Below are 21712 nucleotides of genomic sequence, written 5' to 3'. Positions count from 1 at the left end.
ACTCCGACGCTTACGCTTGACCCCGCATATGGTAAAGGTCAACCGGCCTTTTGTCATGTGGCGCAACCCCTATCCCTCAAATAAATCAGGATTCGACAGGGTATCCGGCGTCACGCCAACCACGAAAGCCTCCATCGACGCTGACCACCCGGGAATACCCCATCTTTTGCAGGTTGTCCGCCGCCAGGATGGAGCGAAATCCCCCACCACAATAGAGGTAGAGCTCGGTGTCGGGATCGGGAAAACGGGTCTCGATGTCCCGCTCCATCACGCCGCGGCCCAGGTGCTCTGCCCCCGGCAGGTGCCCTTTCGCCCACTCGTTATCTTCCCGCACATCGATCAGGTGGAAATCACGGCCCTCTTCCTGCCAGCGCCTGATCTGGTGCACGTCGGTTTCCCGTATCTGCGGACGAATGGCCTCTACCAGGGCCAGAAAACGGGGATTGTGTTGCATGGCTTGCTCCTTGCATTCTTGCAATGGGTCATGAGGATGGGTGCTGGGGAGCATCATGACTCAAGCGCCCCCCAAGAGAAAGGGCGCCTTGTGGCGCCCTTGTCTGTTACGGCAGGATCTCTTGCTGATCCGCCCCTTCTTTTTCCACCTGGGTCGGCAGCATGTGCTCCCGTTTGACCCCGAAGAACATGGCTGAGGCACTCGCCACATAGATGGAGGAGTAGGTCCCGAAGGCCACCCCTATCACCATGGCGATGGCAAAACCGTGGATCAGCGGGCCCCCCTTGAGCAGCAGCGCCACCACCACCACGAAGGTCAACCCCGAGGTGATGATGGTCCGGCTCAGGGTCTCGGTCATGGAGAGATCCATGATGAAGGCGGTATCCCCCTTGCGCACCTTGCGGAAGTTCTCCCGCAGGCGGTCGAACACCACTATGGTGTCGTTCAGGGAGTAGCCCACCAGGGTCATCAGCGCCGCCAGCACGGTCAGATCGAACTCGTACTGGAAGTAGGCGAAGATGCCGAGGGTGATGATCACATCGTGCGCCAGGGAGAGGATGCCCCCCATGGCCAGACGCCACTCGAAGCGCACCGCCACGTAGGCCAGGATACAGAGGATGGAGGCCAGCATGGCCAGGGCACCGTCTGTCGCCAGCTCGTCACCCACCGAAGGACCGACGAACTCGACGCGCTTGAGCACGGCGCCCTCGTCGATCAGCTTGGCGGCTGCCAGCACCTCGTTGCCCTGCTGCTCGACCTTGACCCCCTCTTTCGGGGCCATGCGCACCAGCACGTCGCGGCTGGAGCCGAAGAATTGCAGGGTAGCCCCTTCAATCTTCTGCTGATCCAGCGCTTCGTGCATCTTGTCCAGGCTCACCGATTGCTGGAACCCCACCTCTATGGTGGTGCCCCCGGTAAAGTCCAGCCCCCAGTTCAGGCCGCGATCGAACAGGCAAAACAGGGCGAGCATCGTCAGCAAGGCAGAGAACACCATTCCCGACTTGGCGAAACGCATGAAGGGGATGGGCTTTTCAAAATGTAGAATCTGAAACATGTCTCTTCCTTAGATCGGCAGCTTGTCGATGCGCCGTCCGCCCCAGGCCAGGTTGATGATGGCGCGGGATACAGTAATGGCCGTAAACATGGAGGCGGTCAGACCTATGCCCAGCGTCAGGGCGAAGCCCTTGATGGCGCCGGTGCCGATACCGAACAGGATCACACAGGTGATGAGCGAGGTGACGTTGGAGTCGGCGATGGTCGAGAAGGCACGGTCGAAGCCCATGTGGATGGCTTGCTGCACCCCGCGGCCGTTGCGGATCTCTTCACGAATACGCTCGTAGATCAGCACGTTCGCATCCACCGCCATCCCTAAGGTCAGCACGATACCGGCAATGCCCGGCAGTGTCATGGTGGCCCCCGGGATCATCGACATGATGCCGACGATCAGCACCAGGTTCATGGTCAGCGCCAGGTTGGCCACCCAGCCGAACGCACGGTAGTAGATCCCCATGAACAGCACTATCACCAGCATGGCCCAGCCGATGGCTTCCATACCGCTGTCGATGTTCTGCTGACCCAGGCTCGGGCCTATGGTGCGCTCTTCGACGATCTGGATAGGGGCTATCAGGGCACCGGCACGCAGCAGCAGCGCCAGGTTGTGGGCTTCGTTGGCGTTGTCGATGCCGGTGATACGGAACTGGCTGCCAAGGCGAGACTGGATGGTGGCGACGTTGATCACCTCCTCCTGCTTGCGGAACTTGCGCTTGCCGTCCGGACCGGGTTGACCCACCGGCTTGTACTCGATGAAGACGGTGGCCATGCCCTTACCAACGTTGTCCTTGGTAAAGTTGGCCATCTTGTTGCCACCCTGGCCATCGAGCTTGATGTTGACCTGGGGACGGCTGTATTCATCGAAACCGGACTGGGCACCCACTATGTGGTCACCGGTCAGGATCACGCGCTTTTGCAGCACCACGGGACGACCGTTGCGATCGTTGTAGACCTTGGAGCTCGGCGGCACCCGGCCAGCGGCAGCGGCCTGGATGTCGGCGGCCTCATCGACCATGTGGAACTCCAGGGTGGCGGTGGCCCCCAGGATCTCCTTGGCACGGGCGGTGTCCTGGATACCGGGCAGCTCCACCACGATGCGCTCGGCACCCTGCTGTTGTACCAGCGGCTCGGCCACACCCAGCTCGTTCACCCGGTTACGGATGATGGTGATGTTCTGCTCGAGGGCGTACTTCTTCACTTCCTTGATCTTGGCTTCACTCAGACCAGCCAGCAGGATGAAGTCATCCCCTTTCTGCTCTGTGGTGAAGGTGAGATCCGGATTCTGCCGACGCAGGAAAGAGGCCGCCTTGGCCTGATCGGCCTCCTCGCGGAACACCACCTGCACCTGATCACCGACCCGGCGTACACCGGAGTAGCGGATCTTCTGGGTGCGCAGCTCGGAGCGGAAATCCTGCACCATCTGCTCTTGCTGCTTGGTCAGCGCCTCGGCCATGTCCACTTCCATCAGGAAGTGCACACCACCGCGCAGGTCCAGACCCAGCTTGAGGGGAGCGGCGCCTATGGCTTCGAGCCAGGCAGGCGTGGAAGGTGCCAGGTTGAGGGCAGTGATGAAGTTGTCGCCCAGCTTGTTGGCGACGATGTCACGTGCCTTGAGCTGGTCTTCGGTGTTGGTGAACCGGATCAGGATGAAACCGTGTTCGAACGCAGCATGTTTGACCGGGATCTGAGCCGCTTCGAGCGTCTCCTTCACCTGATCGAGCGTCTCTAGTTTGACTTCGGCACCACGGCTGGCAGATACCTGCAAGGCCGGGTCTTCGCCGTAAAGATTGGGGGCTGCATATAGAAAACCGATGGCGATCACGACGATCACCATCAGGTATTTCCACAGCGGATAGCGATTTAACACGCTGTGCTCCTCGGGAGATTAAAGGGACTGGATAGAACCCTTGGGCAGAACGGCAGAGACGAAATCACGCTTGATGGTGACCTGGGTCTGATCGTTCAGGGCCAGCACTATGTAGTCGCTATCGGCGGAGACCTTGGCGATCTTGCCGACCAGGCCACCGGAGGTGAGCACTTCGTCACCCTTGGCCAGGGAGCTCATCAGATCGCGATGAGTCTTGGCGCGCTTGGCCTGGGGACGATAGATCATGAAATAGAAGATGAGGCCAAACACGGCCAGCATGATGATCATTTCCATGCCACCACCCTGTGCACCCGGAGCTGCGCCTTCTGCATACGCCTTGGAGATAATGCTCATTTAACAACCTCTTATTGATGTAGATTTGAAAACTAACTTATATGTCGTTGTTATTTCACGTCATTTTCAGTTAACGGAGGCACGGGCTTCCCTTGCCGACGGTAAAACTCAGTTACAAAGTCGTCTAATTTACCCTGCTCGATCGCGTCCCGCAAACCCTGCATCACACGCTGGTAATAACGCAGGTTATGAATGGTATTCAGACGGGCACCGAGGATCTCGTTGCACTTGTCCAGATGGTACAGATAGCTGCGGGTGTAGTTCTTGCAGGTGTAGCAGTCGCAGTCCGCATCCAGGGTGCTGGTGTCCTCGCGATACTTGGCGTTGCGGATCTTGACCACACCATCGGTGGTGAACAGATGACCGTTACGAGCGTTGCGGGTCGGCATCACGCAATCGAACATGTCGATGCCGCGGCGCACCCCTTCCACCAGATCTTCGGGCTTGCCCACCCCCATCAGGTAGCGCGGCTTGTCGGCCGGGATTTTCGGGCAGACGTGATCCAGGATCCGGTGCATGTCCTCCTTGGGCTCACCCACCGCCAGACCGCCGACCGCATAGCCATCGAAGCCGATCTCCAGCAGGCCGTCCAGGGAGACGTCCCGCAGCGGCTCGTAGACGGAGCCCTGGATGATGCCGAACAGGGCGTTCTTGTTGCCCAGGGCATCAAACTTGTCGCGGGAGCGCTTGGCCCAGCGCAGGGACATCTCCATCGACTTGCGCGCCTCTTCGTAGGTCGCCGGATAGGGCGTGCACTCGTCGAAGATCATCACGATGTCGGAGCCCAGATCGTACTGGATCTCCATGGATTTCTCGGGGTCGAGGAAGATCTTCTCGCCGTTGATGGGATGACGGAAATGCACCCCCTCCTCGGTGATCTTGCGAATGTGACCCAGGCTGAACACCTGGAAACCACCGGAGTCGGTGAGGATGGGGCCCTGCCAGTTCATGAAGTCGTGCAGGTCGCCGTGGGCGCGCATCACCGCCTGACCCGGTCGCAGCCAGAGGTGGAAGGTGTTGCCAAGCAGGATCTGGGCGCCGGTCTCGCGCACCTCTTCCGGGGTCATCCCCTTGACGGTGCCGTAAGTACCGACCGGCATGAAGGCCGGGGTCTGGACCACACCGCGCTCGAATACCAGCTGACCGCGACGGGCGCGACCATCTGTGGTTTTCAGTTCAAATTTCATTGCTACCTCGATTCAGTCAGAGAAACAGTCTGACAACGGAGGGCCCCATGGGCCCGATACAAGAAACCGGCCAGGATCCTGACAAGGAGTCCCTGAACGGCTTCTGAAGGCTGAGGCTTATGCCTGCGCCCGGCGACGGGTGACGAACATGGCGTCCCCGTAGCTGAAGAAACGGTACTGCTCCGCCACCGCCGCCTGATAGGCCGCCATCACGTTGTCGTAGCCGGCAAAGGCGCTGACCAGCATGATCAGGGTCGACTCGGGCAGGTGGAAGTTGGTGACCATGGCATCGACAATCTGGAACTCGTAGCCCGGGAAGATGAAGATGTCGGTGTCGCTGAAGAAGGGCGCCAGCGGCTTGCCCTGGGCCAGGGTTACCTTGGCGGCGCTCTCCAGGGAGCGCACCGAGGTGGTGCCCACTGCAATCACCCGGCCACCCCGGGCGCGGGTCGCGGCTATGGCATCCACCACCTCCTGCGGCACCTCGGCATATTCGGAGTGCATGTGGTGATCTTCGATCTTCTCCACCCGCACCGGCTGGAAGGTGCCCGCCCCCACGTGCAGGGTGACGAACGCCAGCTCCACCCCCTTGGCCCGGATCTGCTCGAGCAGCGGCTCGTCGAAGTGCAGACCGGCGGTCGGCGCCGCCACGGCGCCCGGCTTCTGGTTGTAGACGGTCTGGTAGCGCTCCTTGTCGGCGTCCTCGTCGGGCCTGTCGATATAGGGGGGCAGCGGCATGTGGCCTATGGCCTCCAGGATCTCAAGCACGGGGCGCGGGTCCAGGAAGTGGATCTCGAACAGGGCATCGTGGCGGGCGCGCATCTCGGCCTCGACCGTTTCGCCATCGGGACCGCCATCCAGAATGAGGCGGGTACCGGGCTTGGGGGACTTGGAGGAGCGGACATGGGCCAGCACGCTGTGCTCGTCCAGGATGCGCTCCACCAGCACCTCCAGCTTGCCGCCGCTGGCCTTCTGGCCAAACATGCGCGCTGGAATGACCCGGGTGTTGTTGAACACCAGCAGGTCGCCCGGGTTGAGCTGGTCCAGCACATCCACAAATTGACCGTGGCGCAGGGCGCCGCTTTGACCATCGAGCTGCAACAGGCGGCTGGCGGTGCGCTCTGCCATCGGATAGCGGGCAATCAGCTCGTCTGGCAGATCAAAATGAAAATCGGATACTTGCATCTTTCACCTCGGGGGAATCGGCGGCTAGTCTAGTTATCCCCCTCTTCCAAGGCAACCCAAAAGACCAAAAACCCAAGGCCGGCAAGGGATAGCGCTCTTTTTGTGAGCCTTGTGGGCCCTTGACGCGCCGACACGGGCGCTTGGGCGCCAATTTGTGCCCCGCAGCGCTCACAGCCCCTGAGTTAATGATTCTTTAATGATCTGTATTGACCCTGATCAGGTTCCACGGCCAGGAGCTGAGCTAGGGTGAGATCAGAGACACAAGGAGGCCCACCATGATGACCCTGACTGAAATCATGACCGAACACCCCTTCACCCTGGGGCCGCAGAACAGCGTCAAGCAGGCGATGGAGCTGATGCAGCAGGAGCAGATCCGCCACATCCCCATCGTTGACGAGCACCAGCATCTGCTGGGACTGGTCACCCTCTCCGACATCCTGGCCACTCGCGAGTCCAAGCTGCTGCTGATCAATCCGGAGCGGGAGGCGGAATTCACCGACAGCGTGCAGCTCGACGAGATCATGACTCGCCAGGTGGCGAGCGTAGATCCCCACGCCGGCATCAAGGAGGCGGCCCTCTACCTGCAGCGCCACAAATATGGCTGCCTGCCGGTGGTGCGGGGACGCAAGCTGGTGGGCATAGTCACGGAGTCGGATTTCATCACAGTGGCCATCAATCTGCTGGAACTGATGGAAGAGCAGGAGCCGCCCTCCGATTTCTGATCACCAAAAACTGTAATAAAATTACAATAAAAGCGTTTTCAGCCTAATTTGTCGGCTAATTAACTGAAACACTTTCAGTTTGACTGAAAAATTACACCACAAACTTGCTTTGTGATCTTCATCACACTATGATGCCATCCATGCAATAGTTGCCGAAGAGGAGATGAGGATTGTGCACCCGATGTCTTCTCTTCATATGTCTGCAAGTTTGCACACCCCGTAGTTAGTCTTTGCTGTAAAGCATTTTTATATCGCCATTCCTTGTTTGATGACCCGGCCCTGTCTGTGCGACGGCGCCGGGATTTTTTTTGCCCGTCTCTCATGCTCTCTCCCCCTGTCCCGACGCGCCTTCAATACTCCTCTCGCCCCTCTGGCATAAAACAAGTTCCCATCCGGGACTTGAAAATGTGACATGGAGGACAGAAATTGAACTTCGACAATGAGTTATCTCTGAAGGCCTGAGATATTCATGTTAGGTACAGTTGCGATGGGTTATCTAATAAATAGATTTAAGTGATTCAAAATTGTGGCTTTGACCGATTAGAGAAAAGCCCTATGATGCCTCCATCGAAAGTTAAGCGCCTCGCCTGGCCAAGCACTTCACGACCAGACGGGCATATGTACATCACCAAGGAGCAAATACATGTCTACCTATATCAACACTGAAATCAAGCCGTTCAACGCTACCGCCTACCACAATGGCAAATTCGTTCAGGTGTCTGACGCTGACCTGAAAGGCAAGTGGTCCGTGGTCTTCTTCTACCCGGCTGACTTCACCTTCGTTTGCCCGACCGAGCTGGGCGATCTGGCTGACAACTACGCTGCCTTCAAGAAGCTGGGCGTCGAGATCTACGCCGTCTCCACCGACACCCACTTCACTCACAAGGCCTGGCACGACACTTCTGACACCATCAAGAAGATCCAGTACCCGATGATCGGCGACCCGACCGGCACCATCACCCGCAACTTCGGCGTGATGATCGAAGAAGCTGGCCTGGCTGACCGCGGTACCTTCGTCATCGACCCGCAAGGCGTCATCCAGATCGTTGAAATCAACGCCGGCGGTATCGGCCGTGACGCTCTGGAACTGCTGCGCAAGGTCAAGGCTGCCCAGTACGTTGCCGCCCACCCGGGTGAAGTGTGCCCGGCCAAATGGCAAGAAGGCGATGCCACCCTGGCCCCGTCCCTGGATCTGGTAGGCAAAATCTAAGCCTCCTGCTCTCCAAGACCGGCCCACTCAAGGGCCGGTCTGCTTTCTGGCCCAGTGCTTTCTGTATTCATCATTAGTGCCGACCGCCATAACAAGAAGGAATTCGACCATGTTAGATACCAACCTCAAACAACAACTCAACGGTTACTTGCAGTACATCGTCAATCCCATCGAGATCAGCGTGTCCGGCAATGACAGCGACAAATCCGCAGAGCTCCTGGCATTGGCCAACGAGATAGCAGAGATGTCCCCCAAGATTTCCATGACCGATGGCACTGCTACTCGCAAGCCTTCCATGAGCGTGGCGCCACAAGGCCAGGCACCGCGCGTGCATTTTGCCGGCATCCCCATGGGTCATGAATTTACCTCCCTGGTGCTCGCCCTACTGCAAAGCGGCGGACACCCCTCCAAGGCCGATCCGGCCGTGCTGGAGCAGGTCAAGAACCTCAAGGGCGAGTTCCACTTCGAGACCTATATCTCCCTCTCCTGCCACAACTGCCCGGACGTGGTACAGGCCCTGAACCTGATGGCCACCCTGAACCCTGGCATCACCCACACCATGATCGACGGAGCCCTGTTCCAGGATGAGGTGAACGAGCGCCAGATCATGGCGGTGCCGAACGTCTACCTGAACGGCCAGCCGTTCAGCCAGGGTCGCACCTCTCTGGAAGAGATCGTCGCCAAGCTCGATACCGGCGCGGCCGAGCGCAAGGCGCAAGAGCTCAGCGAAAAGGCCCCCTATGACGTGCTGGTTATCGGCGGTGGCCCGGCTGGCGCTGCTGCCGCCATCTATGCCGCCCGCAAGGGGATCCGCACCGCCATCGTCGCCGAGCGCTTCGGCGGTCAGGTGATGGACACCGTCGGCATCGAGAACTTCATCTCCGTGCCCTACACCGAGGGCCCCAAGCTGGCCGCGAGCCTGGAGCAGCACGTCAAGCAGTACGGCGTGGAAGTGATCACCGAGCAGCGTGCCGCCGCCATCAGCAAGGATGGCTACGTGAACGTGGATCTGGCCTCCGGTGCCACCTTGAAGAGCCGCGCCGTGATCCTGGCGACTGGTGCCCGCTGGCGCGACCTGAACGTGCCGGGCGAGCTCGAGTACCGCACCAAGGGCGTGGCCTACTGCCCCCACTGCGACGGTCCCTTCTTCAAGGGCAAGCGCGTTGCGGTGATAGGTGGCGGTAACTCCGGCATAGAAGCGGCCATCGATCTGGCCGGCATCGTCGAGCACGTCACCGTGGTGGAGTTCGCCGATACCCTGCGTGCCGACGAAGTGCTGCAGAAGAAGGCGCGCTCCATGGGCAACATCGACATCATCATGAGCGCCCGCACCACCGAAGTGATAGGTGACGGCAGCAAGGTGGTGGGCATGGACTACGAGGATCGCACCACAGGCGAGATCAAGCACCTGGCGGTGGCTGGCATCTTCGTGCAGATAGGTCTGGTACCGAACACCGAGTTCCTCAAGGGGAGCGAAGTAGCCCTGACCCGCTTTGGCGAGATCGAGATCGACACCAAGGGCGCCACCTCCCTGCCCGGTGTCTATGCCGCAGGGGATGCCACCACAGTGCCGTTCAAGCAGATCATCATCTCCATGGGGGCCGGTGCCACCGCAGCCCTGGGTGCCTTCGATTACCTCATCCGCAATGCGGCCCCTGAGGCCCATGCCGTCAAGGCCGACACCGTGACTGCCTGATAACGGCCTTAGCACCAACAAAAAGCCGACTCCCTGGAGTCGGCTTTTTTATGCGCGTCTTCGGGCAGGCTGGCCCTCAGCGAACCTGCGGCGCCTCCACGTCCTCCACCTCGGGCGCGGCATAGGTCGCTGGCACCGCCTCCCCTTCCAGATCCGTTCTTGGCTCCAGCTCGGCCGTCATGGGGGTATTGGGCGGCACCGGCATGAACACCTGGTGCTCGGCCAGGGGAATGGGCGCCCGCTGCCGCCGGCGCCAGCCCAGATAGCCCGCCAGCAGGGCGCCGCACAGGGCAAAGTAGACGAACAACCCCTCTGGCCCGAACCGCAACATGACGAAGGGCGCCAGCAGCGGCCCTATCATGGCACCCAGGCTGTAGGCGAGCAGCAGCCCCTGATTGGCCCCCAGCACCTGATCCGGGCGCAACTCGTCGCAGGCGTGGCTGAGGCTCAAGGGGTAGATGGAAAACGCCATTCCCCCCAGCAGGAACACCAGGGCGCCCGCAATCGGCTCGCGCCAACCCTCGGGCAACAGCACCATCAGCAGGGCGAGCAAGGTCAGCGCAGCGCACAGCAGCAGGATCACCAGCCGCCTGTCATAGCGATCCGACATTCGGCCTATGGGGTATTGCAGGCACATGCCCCCCAGGATCACCAGCGCCATCATGTCCGCCACCCGCGAGAGCGAGGCGCCGCTGTCGGTAAAGTAGAGCGGCAGCAGGCCGTAGATGGCCCCGAGAATGAGGCCCGAGGTGAAGCTGCTGCCCATGCCCGCCGGGGTGAGCCGGACAAGCTCCAGCACCCCGACCGGCTGGGGCGCCACCATGGCAGGGGTGGCCACCCGGGAGAGGGCGAGTGGCACCACCGACAGGGTGGCGGCCATGGCGCACAGGGCAAAGGGGGTCAACACCATGGGATCCACCCACTTGAGCAGCAACTGCCCCATGGCCAGGGATCCGTAGAGCAGGATCATGTAGAGGGACATCAGCCGCCCCCGGTTGGCCGGGGTGCTGGAGACCAGCATCCAGGACTCCAGCACCACGAAGAGGCCGCCGGTGGCAAAGCCCCCCACCAGCCGCAGCGCCGCCCAAGCGATGGGCTCCACCACCATGCCGTGCAGCAGGAACAGGAAACAGAGCAAGGAGGCATAAGCCGCATAGGCCCGGATATGGCCCACCCGAATGATGAGGCGGGCGTTGATGAAGGCCCCCAGCACCAGGCCCCCGAAATAGGCCGCCGACACCAGGCCGATGGCCTGCACCGACACCTGCTCTGCCGAGAGGCGCACCGTCAGCAGGGTATTGAACATGCCGTGACCCAGAATGAAGATCACCAGACTGGTCAGGGGTGACAGCAACCTTGTGAGTGTCATGGCGCCTCCTCGTGACGAAAAGATCATGGTAGCGTCTGTTTCTTGCCCGGTTCAACCCAATAGTCCCTGCCCTGTGGGGCTATTCTTAACGGGATCCCATCAAGGAGGTCGTCAAAATGAGACTCATGCTGTTGTTGGCAACCCTGCTCTTCGCCGGGAGCGCCATCGCCTTCCACTGTCCCATGGACATGAAGAAGATTGATGATGCCCTGGCCACGAACCCCGCCCTCAGTGCCGAGAAACTGGCCGAGGTGAAGCAGCTCAGGGCCGAAGGAGAGACCCTGCATAACGCGGGCAAGCATCAGGAATCCGTCGATACCCTGGCCAAGGCCATGGCCATCCTGGGCATAAACCAGGGCTAAGGTCACAAGTCCCCCTCGCGACTGTCTGCTTCGCAGCACAGCAAAAGGAGGTACCCGGGAAATAACAAAGGCCCTCGCCGTGAACGACGAGGGCCTTGTCATGTCGGGAAACCGGCTCCTGTCAGGCCGACACCCTGCCGCTGTAGACCAGGGTGCAATAGTTGAAAGAAACCCTGCCGCCCACCGCATTTCGGCCAAACTCGCGGCGAATGAGCGCCGTCATCTGCTCATGGGCCGGGGTGCCAACGGCGGGGGCATAGGAGGAGGAGTTGAGCCGCCCCAGCACGCCGTCCAGATCGAACAACTGGCGGTTCTCGAAGCGATCGAGCCGATACTCCCCCTCGAAGAAGGCACGAAAATCGTGCTCGCCGAGGTTGCGATGATTGACCTCCTCGTAATCCCCGGAATAGGCGTGCAACCCCTCCTCATAGGCCTTGAGAAACGGGGTGTCGGTCAGCCTGTCATTCCAGATGAGGGCGACCCGGCCACCGGGTCTGAGCAGGCGCTGACACTCCTGCCGGAAGGCCGCGCGATCGAACCAGTGAAACGCCTGGGCGACAGTGACCAGATCCACCGAGCCCGTCGGCAGCCCTGTGGCCTCCGCACTGCCGTGAGACCAGCCGATGTTGCCCACATCCGCCAGCAGCCGTCTGGCGGCGGCGCGCATCTCGTCATTGGGTTCCACCGCCCAGACCCGCGCCACCCGGGGTGCGAGCAGGGCCGTCAGGATGCCGGTGCCCGCCCCTATGTCGGCCACCTGGGCCTCGGGCCCCATGGCAAGCTCCTGGGCCAGAAAGTCCAGCATGGCTGCCGGATAACCGGGGCGGTACTTCACATAGGCCTCGACCCGGGTCGAGAATCGCTGGGTACTGTCCATCGCGCACACCTCTCTTGTCATTGGCGGGGCATAGGGTCGCCCTGCCCGTCGCTCTGCACGCCAAACCGGGCGGCCCGGATCCCTATGCCACTACACTTGACGACATCATGCAACTCCCCGGCTGGCAACAGAGGGCGCCAGGTAGCAACCACTGGGGTAAGAGAAAGGGAGGGGCATAGGATGACAGCAACCGGCAGGAGCCACGAGATGATGACAGCCGCAAAGAACAGGATTTGCCTCTGGTATGACGGGGATGCCGAGGAGGCGGCACGGTTTTACGCAAGTACCTTCCCCGACTCCGCCGTCGACGCCGTGCACCGCGCCCCGGCCGACTACCCCGCCGGCAAGCGAGGGGATGTACTGACGGTCGAGTTCAGGGTGATGGGGATCCCCTGCCTAGGGCTCAATGGCGGCCCCGGCGTCAGCCACAGCTGGGCCTTCTCGTTCCAGGTCGCCACCCAGACCCAGGCCGAGACGGATCGCTACTGGCACGCCATTATCGATAATGGCGGTCAGGCGAGCGAGTGCGGCTGGTGCCAGGACAAGTGGGGCATCTCCTGGCAGATCACCCCCCTCGCCCTCACCGAGGCGATCACCGATCCCGACCCCGAGGCTGCCAAACGCGCCTTCGAGGCCATGATGCAGATGGGCAAGATAGATATCGCCGCCATAGAGGCGGCACGCCGGGGCTGAGCAGCCGTTTGGGGACGTCACAAACAACAAGGCCACCCGATGGGGTGGCCTTGTGCTTATGGGCTGTCAGCCCTTCCGGGCGCCGCTATTAGTTGGCGTAATCCTCGGTCGGAACGCAGGAGCAGAACAGGTTGCGATCCCCGTAGACGTCATCGATGCGGTTGACCGAGGGCCACAGCTTGCTGGCGCGCACGGCCTCGGACGGGAAGACAGCTTCGGCGCGGCTGTAGCCGCGACTCCACTGCTCGTCCATCACGTCGTCCTGGGTGTGGGGCGCATTGACCAGAGGGTTGTCGGTCAGGCTCCAGTGCCCATCCTGCACCCGGGCTATCTCGGCACGGATGGCGGTCATGGCTTCCACGAAGCGATCCAGCTCGCGCTTGGATTCGGATTCGGTCGGCTCGACCATCAGGGTACCCGCCACCGGGAAGCTCATGGTCGGCGCGTGGAAGCCGTAGTCCATCAGGCGCTTGGCCACGTCCATCTCGCTGATGCCGGAGGCCTCCTTGAGCGGACGGATATCCAGGATGCACTCGTGGGCCACCCGGCCGTTGCGCCCGGTGTAGAGCACGGGGAAGGACTCGCCGAGCTTCTTGGCCAGGTAGTTGGCGTTGAGGATGGCCACCTGGGTGGATTTCTTGAGCCCCTCGTCACCCAGCATGGCGATGTACATCCAGCTGATGGGCAAAATGCTGGCCGAACCGAAGGGTGCGGCAGACACGGCGCCGTTGTCACGGCTCTCTTTATCGGTCTTGACCACCGCATGACCGGCCACGAAGGGGGCCAGGTGCTGCTTCACGCCGATGGGGCCCATGCCCGGGCCGCCACCGCCATGGGGGATGGCGAAGGTCTTGTGCAGGTTGAGGTGCGACACGTCCGCGCCGATAAAGCCTGGCGCCGTCAAACCGACTTGCGCGTTCATATTGGCGCCGTCCAGGTACACCTGACCGCCATATTGGTGAACGATGTCGCACACCTCCTTGATGGTCTCCTCGTACACCCCGTGGGTGGAGGGGTAGGTCACCATCAGGCAGGAGAGCTGATCCCCCACCTCGGCGGCCTTGGCACGCAGATCGTCGAGATCGACGTTACCGAACTTGTCGCAGGCGGTGACGATGACCTTGAGGCCCGCCATCTGGGCGGAGGCCGGGTTGGTGCCGTGGGCCGATGCCGGGATGAGACAGACATCGCGATGCCCCTCGCCGCGGGACTCGTGGTACTTCTTGATGGCCAACAGGCCCGCGTATTCCCCCTGGGCGCCGGAGTTCGGCTGCATGCAGACGGCGTCGTAACCTGTCACCTTCACCAGCCAGTCTTCGAGGTCTGCCAGCAGCAGCTGGTAACCCTGGGTCTGGGCCAGCGGGGCGAAGGGGTGCAGCTTGCCAAACTCGGGCCAGGTCACCGGTATCATCTCGGCGGTGGCGTTGAGCTTCATGGTGCAGGAGCCCAGGGAGATCATGGCGTAGTTCAGGGCCAGATCCTTGGCTTCGAGACGGTGGATGTAGCGCAGCATCTCGGTCTCGGAGTGGTACTTGTTGAACACCTCGTGGGTCAGCACGGCGTCGGTGCGCAGCAGATCCTGCGGGATGGCCTGATGGCCCTGAGCCGCCTTGTCGAGGGCCTCGATATCCAGGCCGTGACCTTGGCCGAGGAACAGATCAAACAGCTCGGCCACATCGCCACGGGTGGTGGTCTCGGAGAGGGACACGCCGACAGCACCGTCCAGATCGGCGCGCAGGTTGATGCCCAGCCCTTCGGCCTTGGCGATCAGCTCTGATTTGGCCGCGGTCAGCACTGTGAGGGTGTCAAACCAGCTGTCGTGCTTGAGGGTCAGCCCCTTGGCGGTGAGCCCCAGCGCCAGGATGCTGGTCAGACGATGGACCCGGGAGGCGATGGTTTTCAGCCCCACAGGGCCGTGGTAGACGGCGTAGAAGCTCGCCATGTTGGCCAGCAACACCTGGGCGGTACAGATGTTGGAGTTCGCCTTCTCGCGGCGAATGTGCTGCTCGCGGGTCTGCATCGCCATGCGCAGGGCACTCTTGCCACGGGCATCCTTGGAGACGCCTATGATGCGGCCCGGCATGGAGCGCTTGTAAGCGTCGCGGGTGGCGAAGAAGGCTGCGTGGGGACCGCCGTAGCCCATGGGCACGCCGAAGCGCTGGGCGGAGCCGAACACCACGTCGGCCCCCAGTTCACCCGGGGATTTGAGCAGCAGCAGGGAGAGCATGTCGGCACCCACGCAGGCCAGTCCCTTCTGGGCCTGGACGGCGGCGATCAGGGAACGCAGATCGGTCACATTGCCGGTGGTGGACGGGTACTGGAACATGGCACCGAACACCTCCTCGCTTACCGCGTCACAGGCGGGGCCCACGGCCACGTCGAAACCGAAGTGCACCGCGCGCTCCTTGACCACGTCGATCACCTGGGGGTGCACGTCGTCGGCCACGAAGAAGAGGTTGGACTTGGACTTGGCCATGCGCTTGGCGAGCGCCATGGCTTCGGCGGCGGCGGTGGCTTCATCGAGCAGGGAGGCGCTCGCCAGATCCATGCCGGTCAAGTCCAGGGTGAGCTGCTGGAAGTTCAGCAGGGCCTCGAGACGGCCCTGGGCCAGCTCCGGCTGATAGGGGGTGTAGGCGGTGTACCAGCCCGGGTTTTCCAAGACGTTGCGCAAGATGACGTGGGGCACGTGAGTGTCGTGGTAGCCCATGCCGATGTAGCTCTTGGCGATCTGGTTCTTGGCCGCATAGCCCTTGAGCTTGGCCAGGGCTTCCACTTCGGTCATGGGGGCGCCGATACCGAGCGGGCCCGGGCGGCGGATGGCGGCGGGGACCGTCTGCTCAATCAGATCGTCCAGGCTCTCTGCGCCCACGGTGGCGAGCAGGGCCCGCACTTCTTCCTCACCCGGGCCTATGTGACGGCGGATGAAATCGGTTTTTTGCTCGAGTTCAAACAGTGACTGGGTCATTTCCCTATTTCCTGGTAAATAAGTCCTGGCATGAAATCCTGATAACCAAGACCTGATGTTCCTGATCGTCGGCGGATACCGACTCCACTCATGTTCTGGGCACCGCAGACAGGGTGCGGCACCGGATGCTGCGACAGCATCCACAGGGGATCGCCTTGTGGCGGAGCTGCCTGCTTGCCCCCTGGCGACGCCAGCTGGGCAAAGGGCAGGCGCGGGCGACTTCACCCTTTCGCCAGTCGGCCTGTGCCAGGCTGGCGGTCATACAAAGGGGCCCTGCTGTGTTGGCAGGGCCCGGGGGCATTACTCTTCGTCCACCACGTTCTGGTAGCCTTCGGCATCCAGCAGGTTGGCGAGCTCGCCCGCGTCATCCAGCTTGATGCGGAACAGCCAGCCGGCACCGTAGGGGTCGGAGTTGACCAGCTCGGGGCTGCCTTCCAGCTCTTCGTTGATGGCCAGGATCTCGCCACTCACCGGGCTGTAGATGTCGGAGGCGGCTTTCACCGACTCGGCCACGGCGCAATCTTCGCCGGCACTCACCTGCTTACCCACTTCCGGCAGATCGACGAACACCATGTCACCCAGCAGATCCTGGGCGTGCTCGGTGATACCGATCACGGCCTCGCCGTTGGCTTCAACACGGACCCACTCGTGGGAGGTGGCATATTTCAGTTCGCTCGGGATATGGCTCATTTGTGCTTCCTTTATGCTCTTGGATCGCTTCAACAAAATGGGGTCGGCGAAGGGACACCCTTCGCCGCAATCAATGATTACACCAGGGGCTGGCCGTTGCGCACGAAGGCCGGCTTGGTGACCTTCACGGTGACCAGCTTCTTGCGGATCTCCACTTGGGCTTCAGCGCCGATGTCGCGGGGCACCCGCGCCAGGGCGATGCTGTAGCCCAGGGTGGGCGAGAAGGAGCCGGAGGTGATCACCCCCTCCCGAGTCTCGCCGCTTGCTGTGGTGAAGGTGACCGGCATGCCGGCACGCAGCACGCCTTTATCGATCATCACCAGACCCACCAACTTGGGCTGGGTGCCGGCGGCCTTCTGGTCTTCCAGGGCGGCGCGACCGATAAACTGGCGGGAGGCAGGCTCCCAGGCCAGGGTCCAGGCCATGTTGGCGGCGAGCGGAGAGATTGACTCGTCCATGTCCTGGCCGTAGAGGTTCATGCCCGCTTCCAGGCGCAAGGTGTCACGGGCGCCGAGGCCACAGGGGGCCACGCCGTTGTCCAGCAGGGCCTGCCACAGATCGCACGCCTTCTCCTGGGGGACCACGATTTCGTAGCCATCTTCGCCGGTGTAGCCGGTGGTAGCGATGAAGAGATCACCGGCCTGCACACCGAAGAAGGGCTTCATGCCTTCGACAGCCGCATTTTGCTCGGGGGTGAACACCTTGGCCGCCTTGGCCTTGGCGTTGGGGCCCTGCACCGCGATCATGGCAAGCTCCGGGCGCTCGGTCACGCTCACCCCAAAGTCGATGGCGTGGTGACGGATCCAGGCCAGATCCTTCTCGCGGGTGGCGGAGTTCACCACCAGGCGGTAGAAGGTATCGGTCAGGAAATAGGTGATGAGGTCATCGATGACGCCGCCTTCCGGGTTGAGCATGCCGCTGTAGAGGGCCTTGCCGGGGACGGTGAGCTTGGCCACGTCGTTGGCCAGCAGGTGTTGCAGGAAGGCTTTGACCCGCTCGCCGGTCAAATCGACGATGGTCATGTGGGAGACATCGAACATGCCCGCATCGCTGCGCACCGCGTGGTGCTCTTCCAGCTGGGAGCCGTAGTTGATGGGCATTTCCCAACCGTGGAAGTCCACCATCTTGGCGCCAGCTTCCAGGTGTTTGGGATGCAGTACAGTAGTCTGGATCATCGCTGTGTTTCCTTAAGCGTTCGCGACAAGGCTCGCAATCCGCTTCGGCTCCCCTGCACAGCGGGAGGGCGGACCGCAAGGTCTGTGCTCGTTCCCACCCGTGGGGCAGGAGTGATTCCTTGAACGGTGCGGATTATATGACAAGAGCGCCTGGGTGCCGCTCAAAAAAAACTAATACCGCCCCGACAAACTGACACCAGACACTAAGACAAAAACAGTGATAAAAACAGTACAAACCCGGCATGTACGAGATTTAATGTTGATTTTTACCGTTACGTCACAATTTACAGAAAAACGTTTCGCTTCCCGCCAACATTAAAGGCTGACACCTCGGAGGGGCATTCAGCCTTGTCAGATTAGTTTTATTGTCAAAACCCGGGAGTAAGATTAGATTTTTTCACCCTTGGCCAGGGTGGGCAGCTCACCCTCTAACCCCATGGCCGCCCGAATAACCCCTTGTTTGAGTGGCGCCAGACCATCGACGGCCCGCAGTCCCACCCCGCGCACCAGCTTCTTGAGAGGGTGGCTGCCACCAAATAGCCGCTTGAGCCCTTCCATCGCCGCCAGCATACGGGCAGCCTCGCTCTTGCGCCAGCGCTCATAGCCCCGCAGGTTGGCCAGCAGGCCGATATCCGCCCCCGCGCTCTGGCTCTTGAGGAGCTGCTCGGCCAGGGCCGCCGCATCCAGCAGGCCCAGGTTGACCCCCTGCCCCGCCAGCGGGTGTATGGTGTGGGCCGCGTCCCCCACCAGCACCAGCCGCTCGCGGGCAAAATCCCGGGCGTAGCGGGCGGTGAGCGGGATGGCGCTGCGGGGCCCCTCCACCTTGCACAGTCCCAGCCGCCCATCAAAGGCGGCGGTGAGCTGGCGATTGAACCCTTCGTCGTCCAGGGCGCACAGCGCCTCGGCCCGAACGGCGGGCACCGACCAGACGATGGAGCAGAGATCCGGTTGCCACAGGGGTAGGAAGGCGAGCGGGCCGTCGGGGGTGAAGATCTGGCGGGCCACCGCCTCGTGGGGCTCTTTGCTGCGCACCGTCGCCACCAGGGCGTGGTGGCCGTAGTCCCAGCTGGTGAGCGGTATGTCCGCCTGGCGGCGCACCCAGGAGTGGGCACCGTCGGCGGCCACCACCACCCTGGCCGAGAGGGCGCGGCCATCTTCCAGCAGCAACAGGGCCCCCGCATCGCTCACTTGCAGGCTCTGGGCCCGGGCCGGGGTAAGCAGGCTGATGTTGCTAGCCCCCGCAATGGCATCGAGCAGAGCCAGCTGGATGACCCGGTTTTCGACGATGTGGCCGAGTGCCGGTTGGCGCAAGCTGGCGGCATCAAAATCGATATGGCCGAAGCTGTCCTGCTCCCACACTTCCATGCTGTCGTAGGGTTGCAGGCGCCGCGCCACTATCCCGTCCCAGGCCCCGACGCCCTGCAAGATGCGCTGGCTGGCGAGGCTAAGGGCGCTGACTCTGTTGTCCGGTGCCTCCCCGAGCCGGGTGTCGGGCAACTGTCCCTCGACGATGGCGACCTTGAGCGCACTGTTCTTGAGGGCGGCAGCGAGCCCCAGGCCCACCATGCCGCCCCCCACAATCACCACATCCACATTTTGCATCTGCATCATCTCTATCCTTTCGTGGCTGATCGCCGGGATCAGCAGGGGAACGCCCGCTGGCATCCCCTCATCAAGTTGTCCGCTGCGGCCTCTTCTCGGCACACCTCATTTTCGACACAGGTCGGCGACGAACCCCAGGGTGCGGGAGGCGAGCGGTGCCTGCAGCCAGGGCAGTCGCCCCATCAGGGAGAGCGCCAGATTGCGGCCAGCCACCAGGGGCGCATGACCGTTGGAGAAGAGCTGGGCCAGGGAGGAGGTGAGCCAGATGGTCTGCTCCTGATCTCCCTTGCGCCGCTGCCAATAAGCGCTCAGCACCTCGAAACTGCCGATATCCTCCCCGGCCGCGAGCGCCCGGGCCACCCCCTGGGTGAGCAAGTCCAGGTCGCGCATGCCGAGATTGAAGCCCTGACCGGCGATGGGGTGCAGCAAGTGGGCGGCATTGCCCACCAGCACGGTGCGCTGGGCCAGCGGATAGTCGGCCACCGTCAGCACCAGGGGGTAGAGGTGACGCGCCCCTGTGCGCACGAAGCGCCCGAGCCGCCAGCCAAAGGCCTGCTGCAGGCGGGCCAGAAAGGCGGCGTCATCCAGCGCCATCAGGGCCTGCGCCTCGTCCCGGGCGACGCTCCACACCAGGGAGGAGAGCCCCTCCTGCATGGGCAGCAGCGCCAGCGGGCCCCCTTCGGTGAAGCGCTCGAAGGCCCGGCCGGCGGGATCCTCGGCGGTCTTGACCGTGGCGATGATGGCGCTCTGCTCATAGTCATGGCGACTGACCGGCAGCTTGAAATGCTGGCGCACGAAGGAGTTGCCCCCATCGGCCGCCACCAGCAGCCGGGTCTGGTAGCGCTCTCCGCTGGCGAGGGTCAGGGTCACCCCCTCCTCCTGCGGCGCTATGGTCGAAAGCTGGGCCGGACAGCACAGCTTGATGTTCGCGGTGGCGTCCATTGCCTGCTGCAGCTCGATGCCGGCGGCAGAGAGTTCGATCACCTGGCCGAGGGCGGGCAGACCAAACTGCGCCGCCGTGAGCCGGGTCTGGCCGCAGTGGCCCCGATCCGAGACATGGATATGGGTGATGGGGGCGCAGTGAGGGGCAAAACGGGACCAGAGCCCGTGACGGGCCAGCGCCTCGCAGGTACCGGCGGAGAGCGCGATGGCACGGGCATCGAAGCCGGGGTGGCGATGAAGTTCGGGGGCGCTCGCCTCCAGCAGCAGGATCTGCAGGGGGGCACCGCTCGGCCCTTTCAGGGCGGCGAGGGAGAGGGCCAGCACGGCGCCGCTCATACCACCGCCGACGATAGCCACGTCGACGTGAACCGGATCAGAATGAGACATGAGAAGAGGGCATAGGCTAAAAACGTGGGCCAATGCTATCACAAAGCCGGGGGGCGGGATGCGAGGCCACGGGCAAAAAACCGATTTGCCACCGTCAGTTGGCATGCAAGGCAGCGCCGAGCGCCCCCTCCCCCCTGGCAGAGCCGTCACGTAAAAAGAGCGCCATCAGGCGCTCTTTTTACGTGTCAGTGTGGGGACTCGTCCGGCATTCAGTGCAGGGTCGGCGGGGTGTTCGGGGTATCAGGGCGCTTGCCAAACTCCTCGAACGCCATCATGACCCCGAGGCGCACGTGTTCGTAGAGCACCAGGAAGGAGGCTTCGTTCTCGTCATCTTCCTGATCGAACTCCGCGGAGACCTGGGTGATGCTGGCAATGTCCTGGATCATCTCCTGCAGCTCCTCGGAGGCCTTGGAGAGCTCCTGCTGCACCACGCCGAAACCGGCCAGGAAGGCCTGGGACCAGTCCACCAGGGCATCGATGCGCTCGTCGAGGGGCGCCTCGTCGCTTGGCAGCAGCAGCTCGACCCCTTTTTGCGCCATCAGGCTCTCGATGACCCCCTGATAGAGATCGGTCATCACCTGGCGCACCGGCGCCGGCAGGCCGAAACCATCGTTGATCAGATCGTTGAAAGGGGGCAGCCAGCTCTTGTCATCCAGTACCACGCCGCCGCACACCAGGCCGCAGATCACGCCATGGGCCTCGACAGCCGTCGCCATCAGCTCGTGTTGCTCCATCAGGTCGGCCACGGTCGTGTATTTCAGGGGGTTCGTTTTGCTCATCGAAGATCCGCTCAAAGTTCAGGCAAATATGCAAAAATTATGGCCGAGATCCTAGCATTCTCCCCCTCCCAGAGCCAGCAAGGCCTTGAAACTTCTGCATCTGCGCTATATAGTCCCGCCCAGTTGTCCACGTGGATAAAGACGGG

The 21712-nt window shown here is 62.2% G+C and carries 19 protein-coding genes; 5 read left to right on the top strand and 14 right to left on the bottom strand.

The window, feature by feature from the left end; all coding sequences use genetic code 11:
- Positions 1 to 85: 85 nt before the first annotated feature.
- The 6 genes from WIR04_RS08835 to queA all read right to left on the bottom strand — a co-directional run bounded on the left by WIR04_RS08835 (position 86) and on the right by queA (position 6097).
- Positions 86 to 454, bottom strand: coding sequence for a rhodanese-like domain-containing protein (locus WIR04_RS08835; RefSeq protein ID WP_025327248.1), 369 nt, complete (start codon positions 452 to 454; stop codon positions 86 to 88).
- Between the two features lie 106 nt (positions 455 to 560).
- Positions 561 to 1508, bottom strand: coding sequence for a protein translocase subunit SecF (gene secF, locus WIR04_RS08830; RefSeq protein WP_025327249.1), 948 nt, complete (start codon positions 1506 to 1508; stop codon positions 561 to 563).
- A 9-nt stretch (positions 1509 to 1517) separates the two neighbouring features.
- Positions 1518 to 3371, bottom strand: a complete 1854-nt coding sequence (gene secD, locus WIR04_RS08825; protein ID WP_139745031.1) for a protein translocase subunit SecD — start codon at positions 3369 to 3371, stop codon at positions 1518 to 1520.
- Between the two features lie 18 nt (positions 3372 to 3389).
- Complete coding sequence (yajC, locus tag WIR04_RS08820; RefSeq protein ID WP_041205953.1) at positions 3390 to 3725, bottom strand: preprotein translocase subunit YajC; 336 nt, start codon at positions 3723 to 3725, stop codon at positions 3390 to 3392.
- Positions 3726 to 3775: 50 nt separating this feature from the next.
- On the bottom strand, positions 3776 to 4912 hold the full coding sequence (gene tgt, locus WIR04_RS08815) for a tRNA guanosine(34) transglycosylase Tgt (RefSeq protein WP_025327252.1): 1137 nt from the start codon (positions 4910 to 4912) through the stop codon (positions 3776 to 3778).
- Between the two features lie 117 nt (positions 4913 to 5029).
- Entirely contained in the window at positions 5030 to 6097 is a 1068-nt protein-coding gene (queA, locus tag WIR04_RS08810; RefSeq protein WP_338891996.1) for a tRNA preQ1(34) S-adenosylmethionine ribosyltransferase-isomerase QueA, read from the bottom strand.
- 275 nt (positions 6098 to 6372) lie between these two features.
- Between queA and WIR04_RS08805 the strand changes: the two genes are divergently transcribed.
- The 3 genes from WIR04_RS08805 to ahpF all read left to right on the top strand — a co-directional run bounded on the left by WIR04_RS08805 (position 6373) and on the right by ahpF (position 9725).
- Positions 6373 to 6819: a CBS domain-containing protein gene (locus WIR04_RS08805; RefSeq protein WP_106886567.1), complete on the top strand. Its 447-nt coding sequence runs from the start codon at positions 6373 to 6375 to the stop codon at positions 6817 to 6819.
- 643 nt (positions 6820 to 7462) lie between these two features.
- Entirely contained in the window at positions 7463 to 8029 is a 567-nt protein-coding gene (gene ahpC / locus WIR04_RS08800) for an alkyl hydroperoxide reductase subunit C (RefSeq protein WP_005324327.1), read from the top strand.
- A 109-nt stretch (positions 8030 to 8138) separates the two neighbouring features.
- Positions 8139 to 9725 carry an alkyl hydroperoxide reductase subunit F gene (gene ahpF, locus WIR04_RS08795; protein WP_338891993.1) on the top strand — a complete coding sequence of 529 codons (1587 nt, stop codon included), beginning with the start codon at positions 8139 to 8141 and terminating at the stop codon, positions 9723 to 9725.
- Positions 9726 to 9801: 76 nt separating this feature from the next.
- On the opposite strand, the gene WIR04_RS08790 is transcribed toward ahpF, so the two are convergent.
- On the bottom strand, positions 9802 to 11094 hold the full coding sequence (locus WIR04_RS08790; protein ID WP_338891991.1) for an MFS transporter: 1293 nt from the start codon (positions 11092 to 11094) through the stop codon (positions 9802 to 9804).
- Between the two features lie 116 nt (positions 11095 to 11210).
- On the opposite strand from WIR04_RS08790, the gene WIR04_RS08785 reads away from it, so the two are divergent.
- Positions 11211 to 11456, top strand: a complete 246-nt coding sequence (locus WIR04_RS08785; RefSeq protein ID WP_338891989.1) for a hypothetical protein — start codon at positions 11211 to 11213, stop codon at positions 11454 to 11456.
- Positions 11457 to 11577: 121 nt separating this feature from the next.
- Here WIR04_RS08785 and WIR04_RS08780 read toward each other — a convergent pair whose 3' ends face one another.
- Positions 11578 to 12333 carry a class I SAM-dependent methyltransferase gene (locus WIR04_RS08780; protein WP_338891987.1) on the bottom strand — a complete coding sequence of 252 codons (756 nt, stop codon included), beginning with the start codon at positions 12331 to 12333 and terminating at the stop codon, positions 11578 to 11580.
- Positions 12334 to 12540: 207 nt separating this feature from the next.
- Here WIR04_RS08780 and WIR04_RS08775 point away from each other — a divergent pair, with 207 nt between their 5' ends.
- Complete coding sequence (locus WIR04_RS08775) at positions 12541 to 13026, top strand: VOC family protein (RefSeq protein ID WP_338891985.1); 486 nt, start codon at positions 12541 to 12543, stop codon at positions 13024 to 13026.
- Positions 13027 to 13114: 88 nt separating this feature from the next.
- Here the strand turns inward: WIR04_RS08775 and gcvP are convergent, their stop codons facing one another.
- The 6 genes from gcvP to WIR04_RS08745 form a co-directional block, all read right to left on the bottom strand.
- Positions 13115 to 15991, bottom strand: coding sequence for an aminomethyl-transferring glycine dehydrogenase (gene gcvP, locus WIR04_RS08770; RefSeq protein ID WP_338891983.1), 2877 nt, complete (start codon positions 15989 to 15991; stop codon positions 13115 to 13117).
- A 300-nt stretch (positions 15992 to 16291) separates the two neighbouring features.
- Positions 16292 to 16681, bottom strand: coding sequence for a glycine cleavage system protein GcvH (gene gcvH, locus WIR04_RS08765; protein WP_025327266.1), 390 nt, complete (start codon positions 16679 to 16681; stop codon positions 16292 to 16294).
- Positions 16682 to 16758: 77 nt separating this feature from the next.
- On the bottom strand, positions 16759 to 17856 hold the full coding sequence (gene gcvT / locus WIR04_RS08760) for a glycine cleavage system aminomethyltransferase GcvT (RefSeq protein WP_338891980.1): 1098 nt from the start codon (positions 17854 to 17856) through the stop codon (positions 16759 to 16761).
- 387 nt (positions 17857 to 18243) lie between these two features.
- Positions 18244 to 19464 carry an FAD-dependent 2-octaprenylphenol hydroxylase gene (locus WIR04_RS08755; RefSeq protein WP_338892508.1) on the bottom strand — a complete coding sequence of 407 codons (1221 nt, stop codon included), beginning with the start codon at positions 19462 to 19464 and terminating at the stop codon, positions 18244 to 18246.
- 99 nt (positions 19465 to 19563) lie between these two features.
- Entirely contained in the window at positions 19564 to 20787 is a 1224-nt protein-coding gene (gene ubiH / locus WIR04_RS08750; protein WP_338891978.1) for a 2-octaprenyl-6-methoxyphenyl hydroxylase, read from the bottom strand.
- Between the two features lie 209 nt (positions 20788 to 20996).
- Positions 20997 to 21566, bottom strand: coding sequence for a UPF0149 family protein (locus WIR04_RS08745; protein WP_307764795.1), 570 nt, complete (start codon positions 21564 to 21566; stop codon positions 20997 to 20999).
- Between the last annotated feature and the right edge of the window lie 146 nt (positions 21567 to 21712).

The sequence above is a fragment of the Aeromonas rivipollensis genome, from assembly GCF_037811135.1.
In the GTDB taxonomy this organism is placed as follows: Bacteria; Pseudomonadota; Gammaproteobacteria; order Enterobacterales; family Aeromonadaceae; genus Aeromonas; species Aeromonas rivipollensis.
The sequence above is the reverse complement of the archived record's forward strand: the minus strand, read 5'-3'. Positions and strand labels throughout refer to the sequence as shown.

Bases quoted from the DNA above. Each gene is read 5' to 3' on its own strand.
- WIR04_RS08835 (WP_025327248.1), bottom strand. From the start codon at position 454: ATGCAACACAATCCCCGTTTTCTGGCCCTGGTAGAGGCCATTCGTCCG.
- secF (WP_025327249.1), bottom strand. From the start codon at position 1,508: ATGTTTCAGATTCTACATTTTGAAAAGCCCATCCCCTTCATGCGTTTC.
- yajC (WP_041205953.1), bottom strand. From the start codon at position 3,725: ATGAGCATTATCTCCAAGGCGTATGCAGAAGGCGCAGCTCCGGGTGCA.
- tgt (WP_025327252.1), bottom strand. From the start codon at position 4,912: ATGAAATTTGAACTGAAAACCACAGATGGTCGCGCCCGTCGCGGTCAG.
- queA (WP_338891996.1), bottom strand. From the start codon at position 6,097: ATGCAAGTATCCGATTTTCATTTTGATCTGCCAGACGAGCTGATTGCC.
- WIR04_RS08805 (WP_106886567.1), top strand. From the start codon at position 6,373: ATGATGACCCTGACTGAAATCATGACCGAACACCCCTTCACCCTGGGG.
- ahpC (WP_005324327.1), top strand. From the start codon at position 7,463: ATGTCTACCTATATCAACACTGAAATCAAGCCGTTCAACGCTACCGCC.
- ahpF (WP_338891993.1), top strand. From the start codon at position 8,139: ATGTTAGATACCAACCTCAAACAACAACTCAACGGTTACTTGCAGTAC.
- WIR04_RS08790 (WP_338891991.1), bottom strand. From the start codon at position 11,094: ATGACACTCACAAGGTTGCTGTCACCCCTGACCAGTCTGGTGATCTTC.
- WIR04_RS08785 (WP_338891989.1), top strand. From the start codon at position 11,211: ATGAGACTCATGCTGTTGTTGGCAACCCTGCTCTTCGCCGGGAGCGCC.
- WIR04_RS08780 (WP_338891987.1), bottom strand. From the start codon at position 12,333: ATGGACAGTACCCAGCGATTCTCGACCCGGGTCGAGGCCTATGTGAAG.
- WIR04_RS08775 (WP_338891985.1), top strand. From the start codon at position 12,541: ATGATGACAGCCGCAAAGAACAGGATTTGCCTCTGGTATGACGGGGAT.
- gcvP (WP_338891983.1), bottom strand. From the start codon at position 15,991: ATGACCCAGTCACTGTTTGAACTCGAGCAAAAAACCGATTTCATCCGC.
- gcvH (WP_025327266.1), bottom strand. From the start codon at position 16,681: ATGAGCCATATCCCGAGCGAACTGAAATATGCCACCTCCCACGAGTGG.
- gcvT (WP_338891980.1), bottom strand. From the start codon at position 17,856: ATGATCCAGACTACTGTACTGCATCCCAAACACCTGGAAGCTGGCGCC.
- WIR04_RS08755 (WP_338892508.1), bottom strand. From the start codon at position 19,464: ATGCAGATGCAAAATGTGGATGTGGTGATTGTGGGGGGCGGCATGGTG.
- ubiH (WP_338891978.1), bottom strand. From the start codon at position 20,787: ATGTCTCATTCTGATCCGGTTCACGTCGACGTGGCTATCGTCGGCGGT.
- WIR04_RS08745 (WP_307764795.1), bottom strand. From the start codon at position 21,566: ATGAGCAAAACGAACCCCCTGAAATACACGACCGTGGCCGACCTGATG.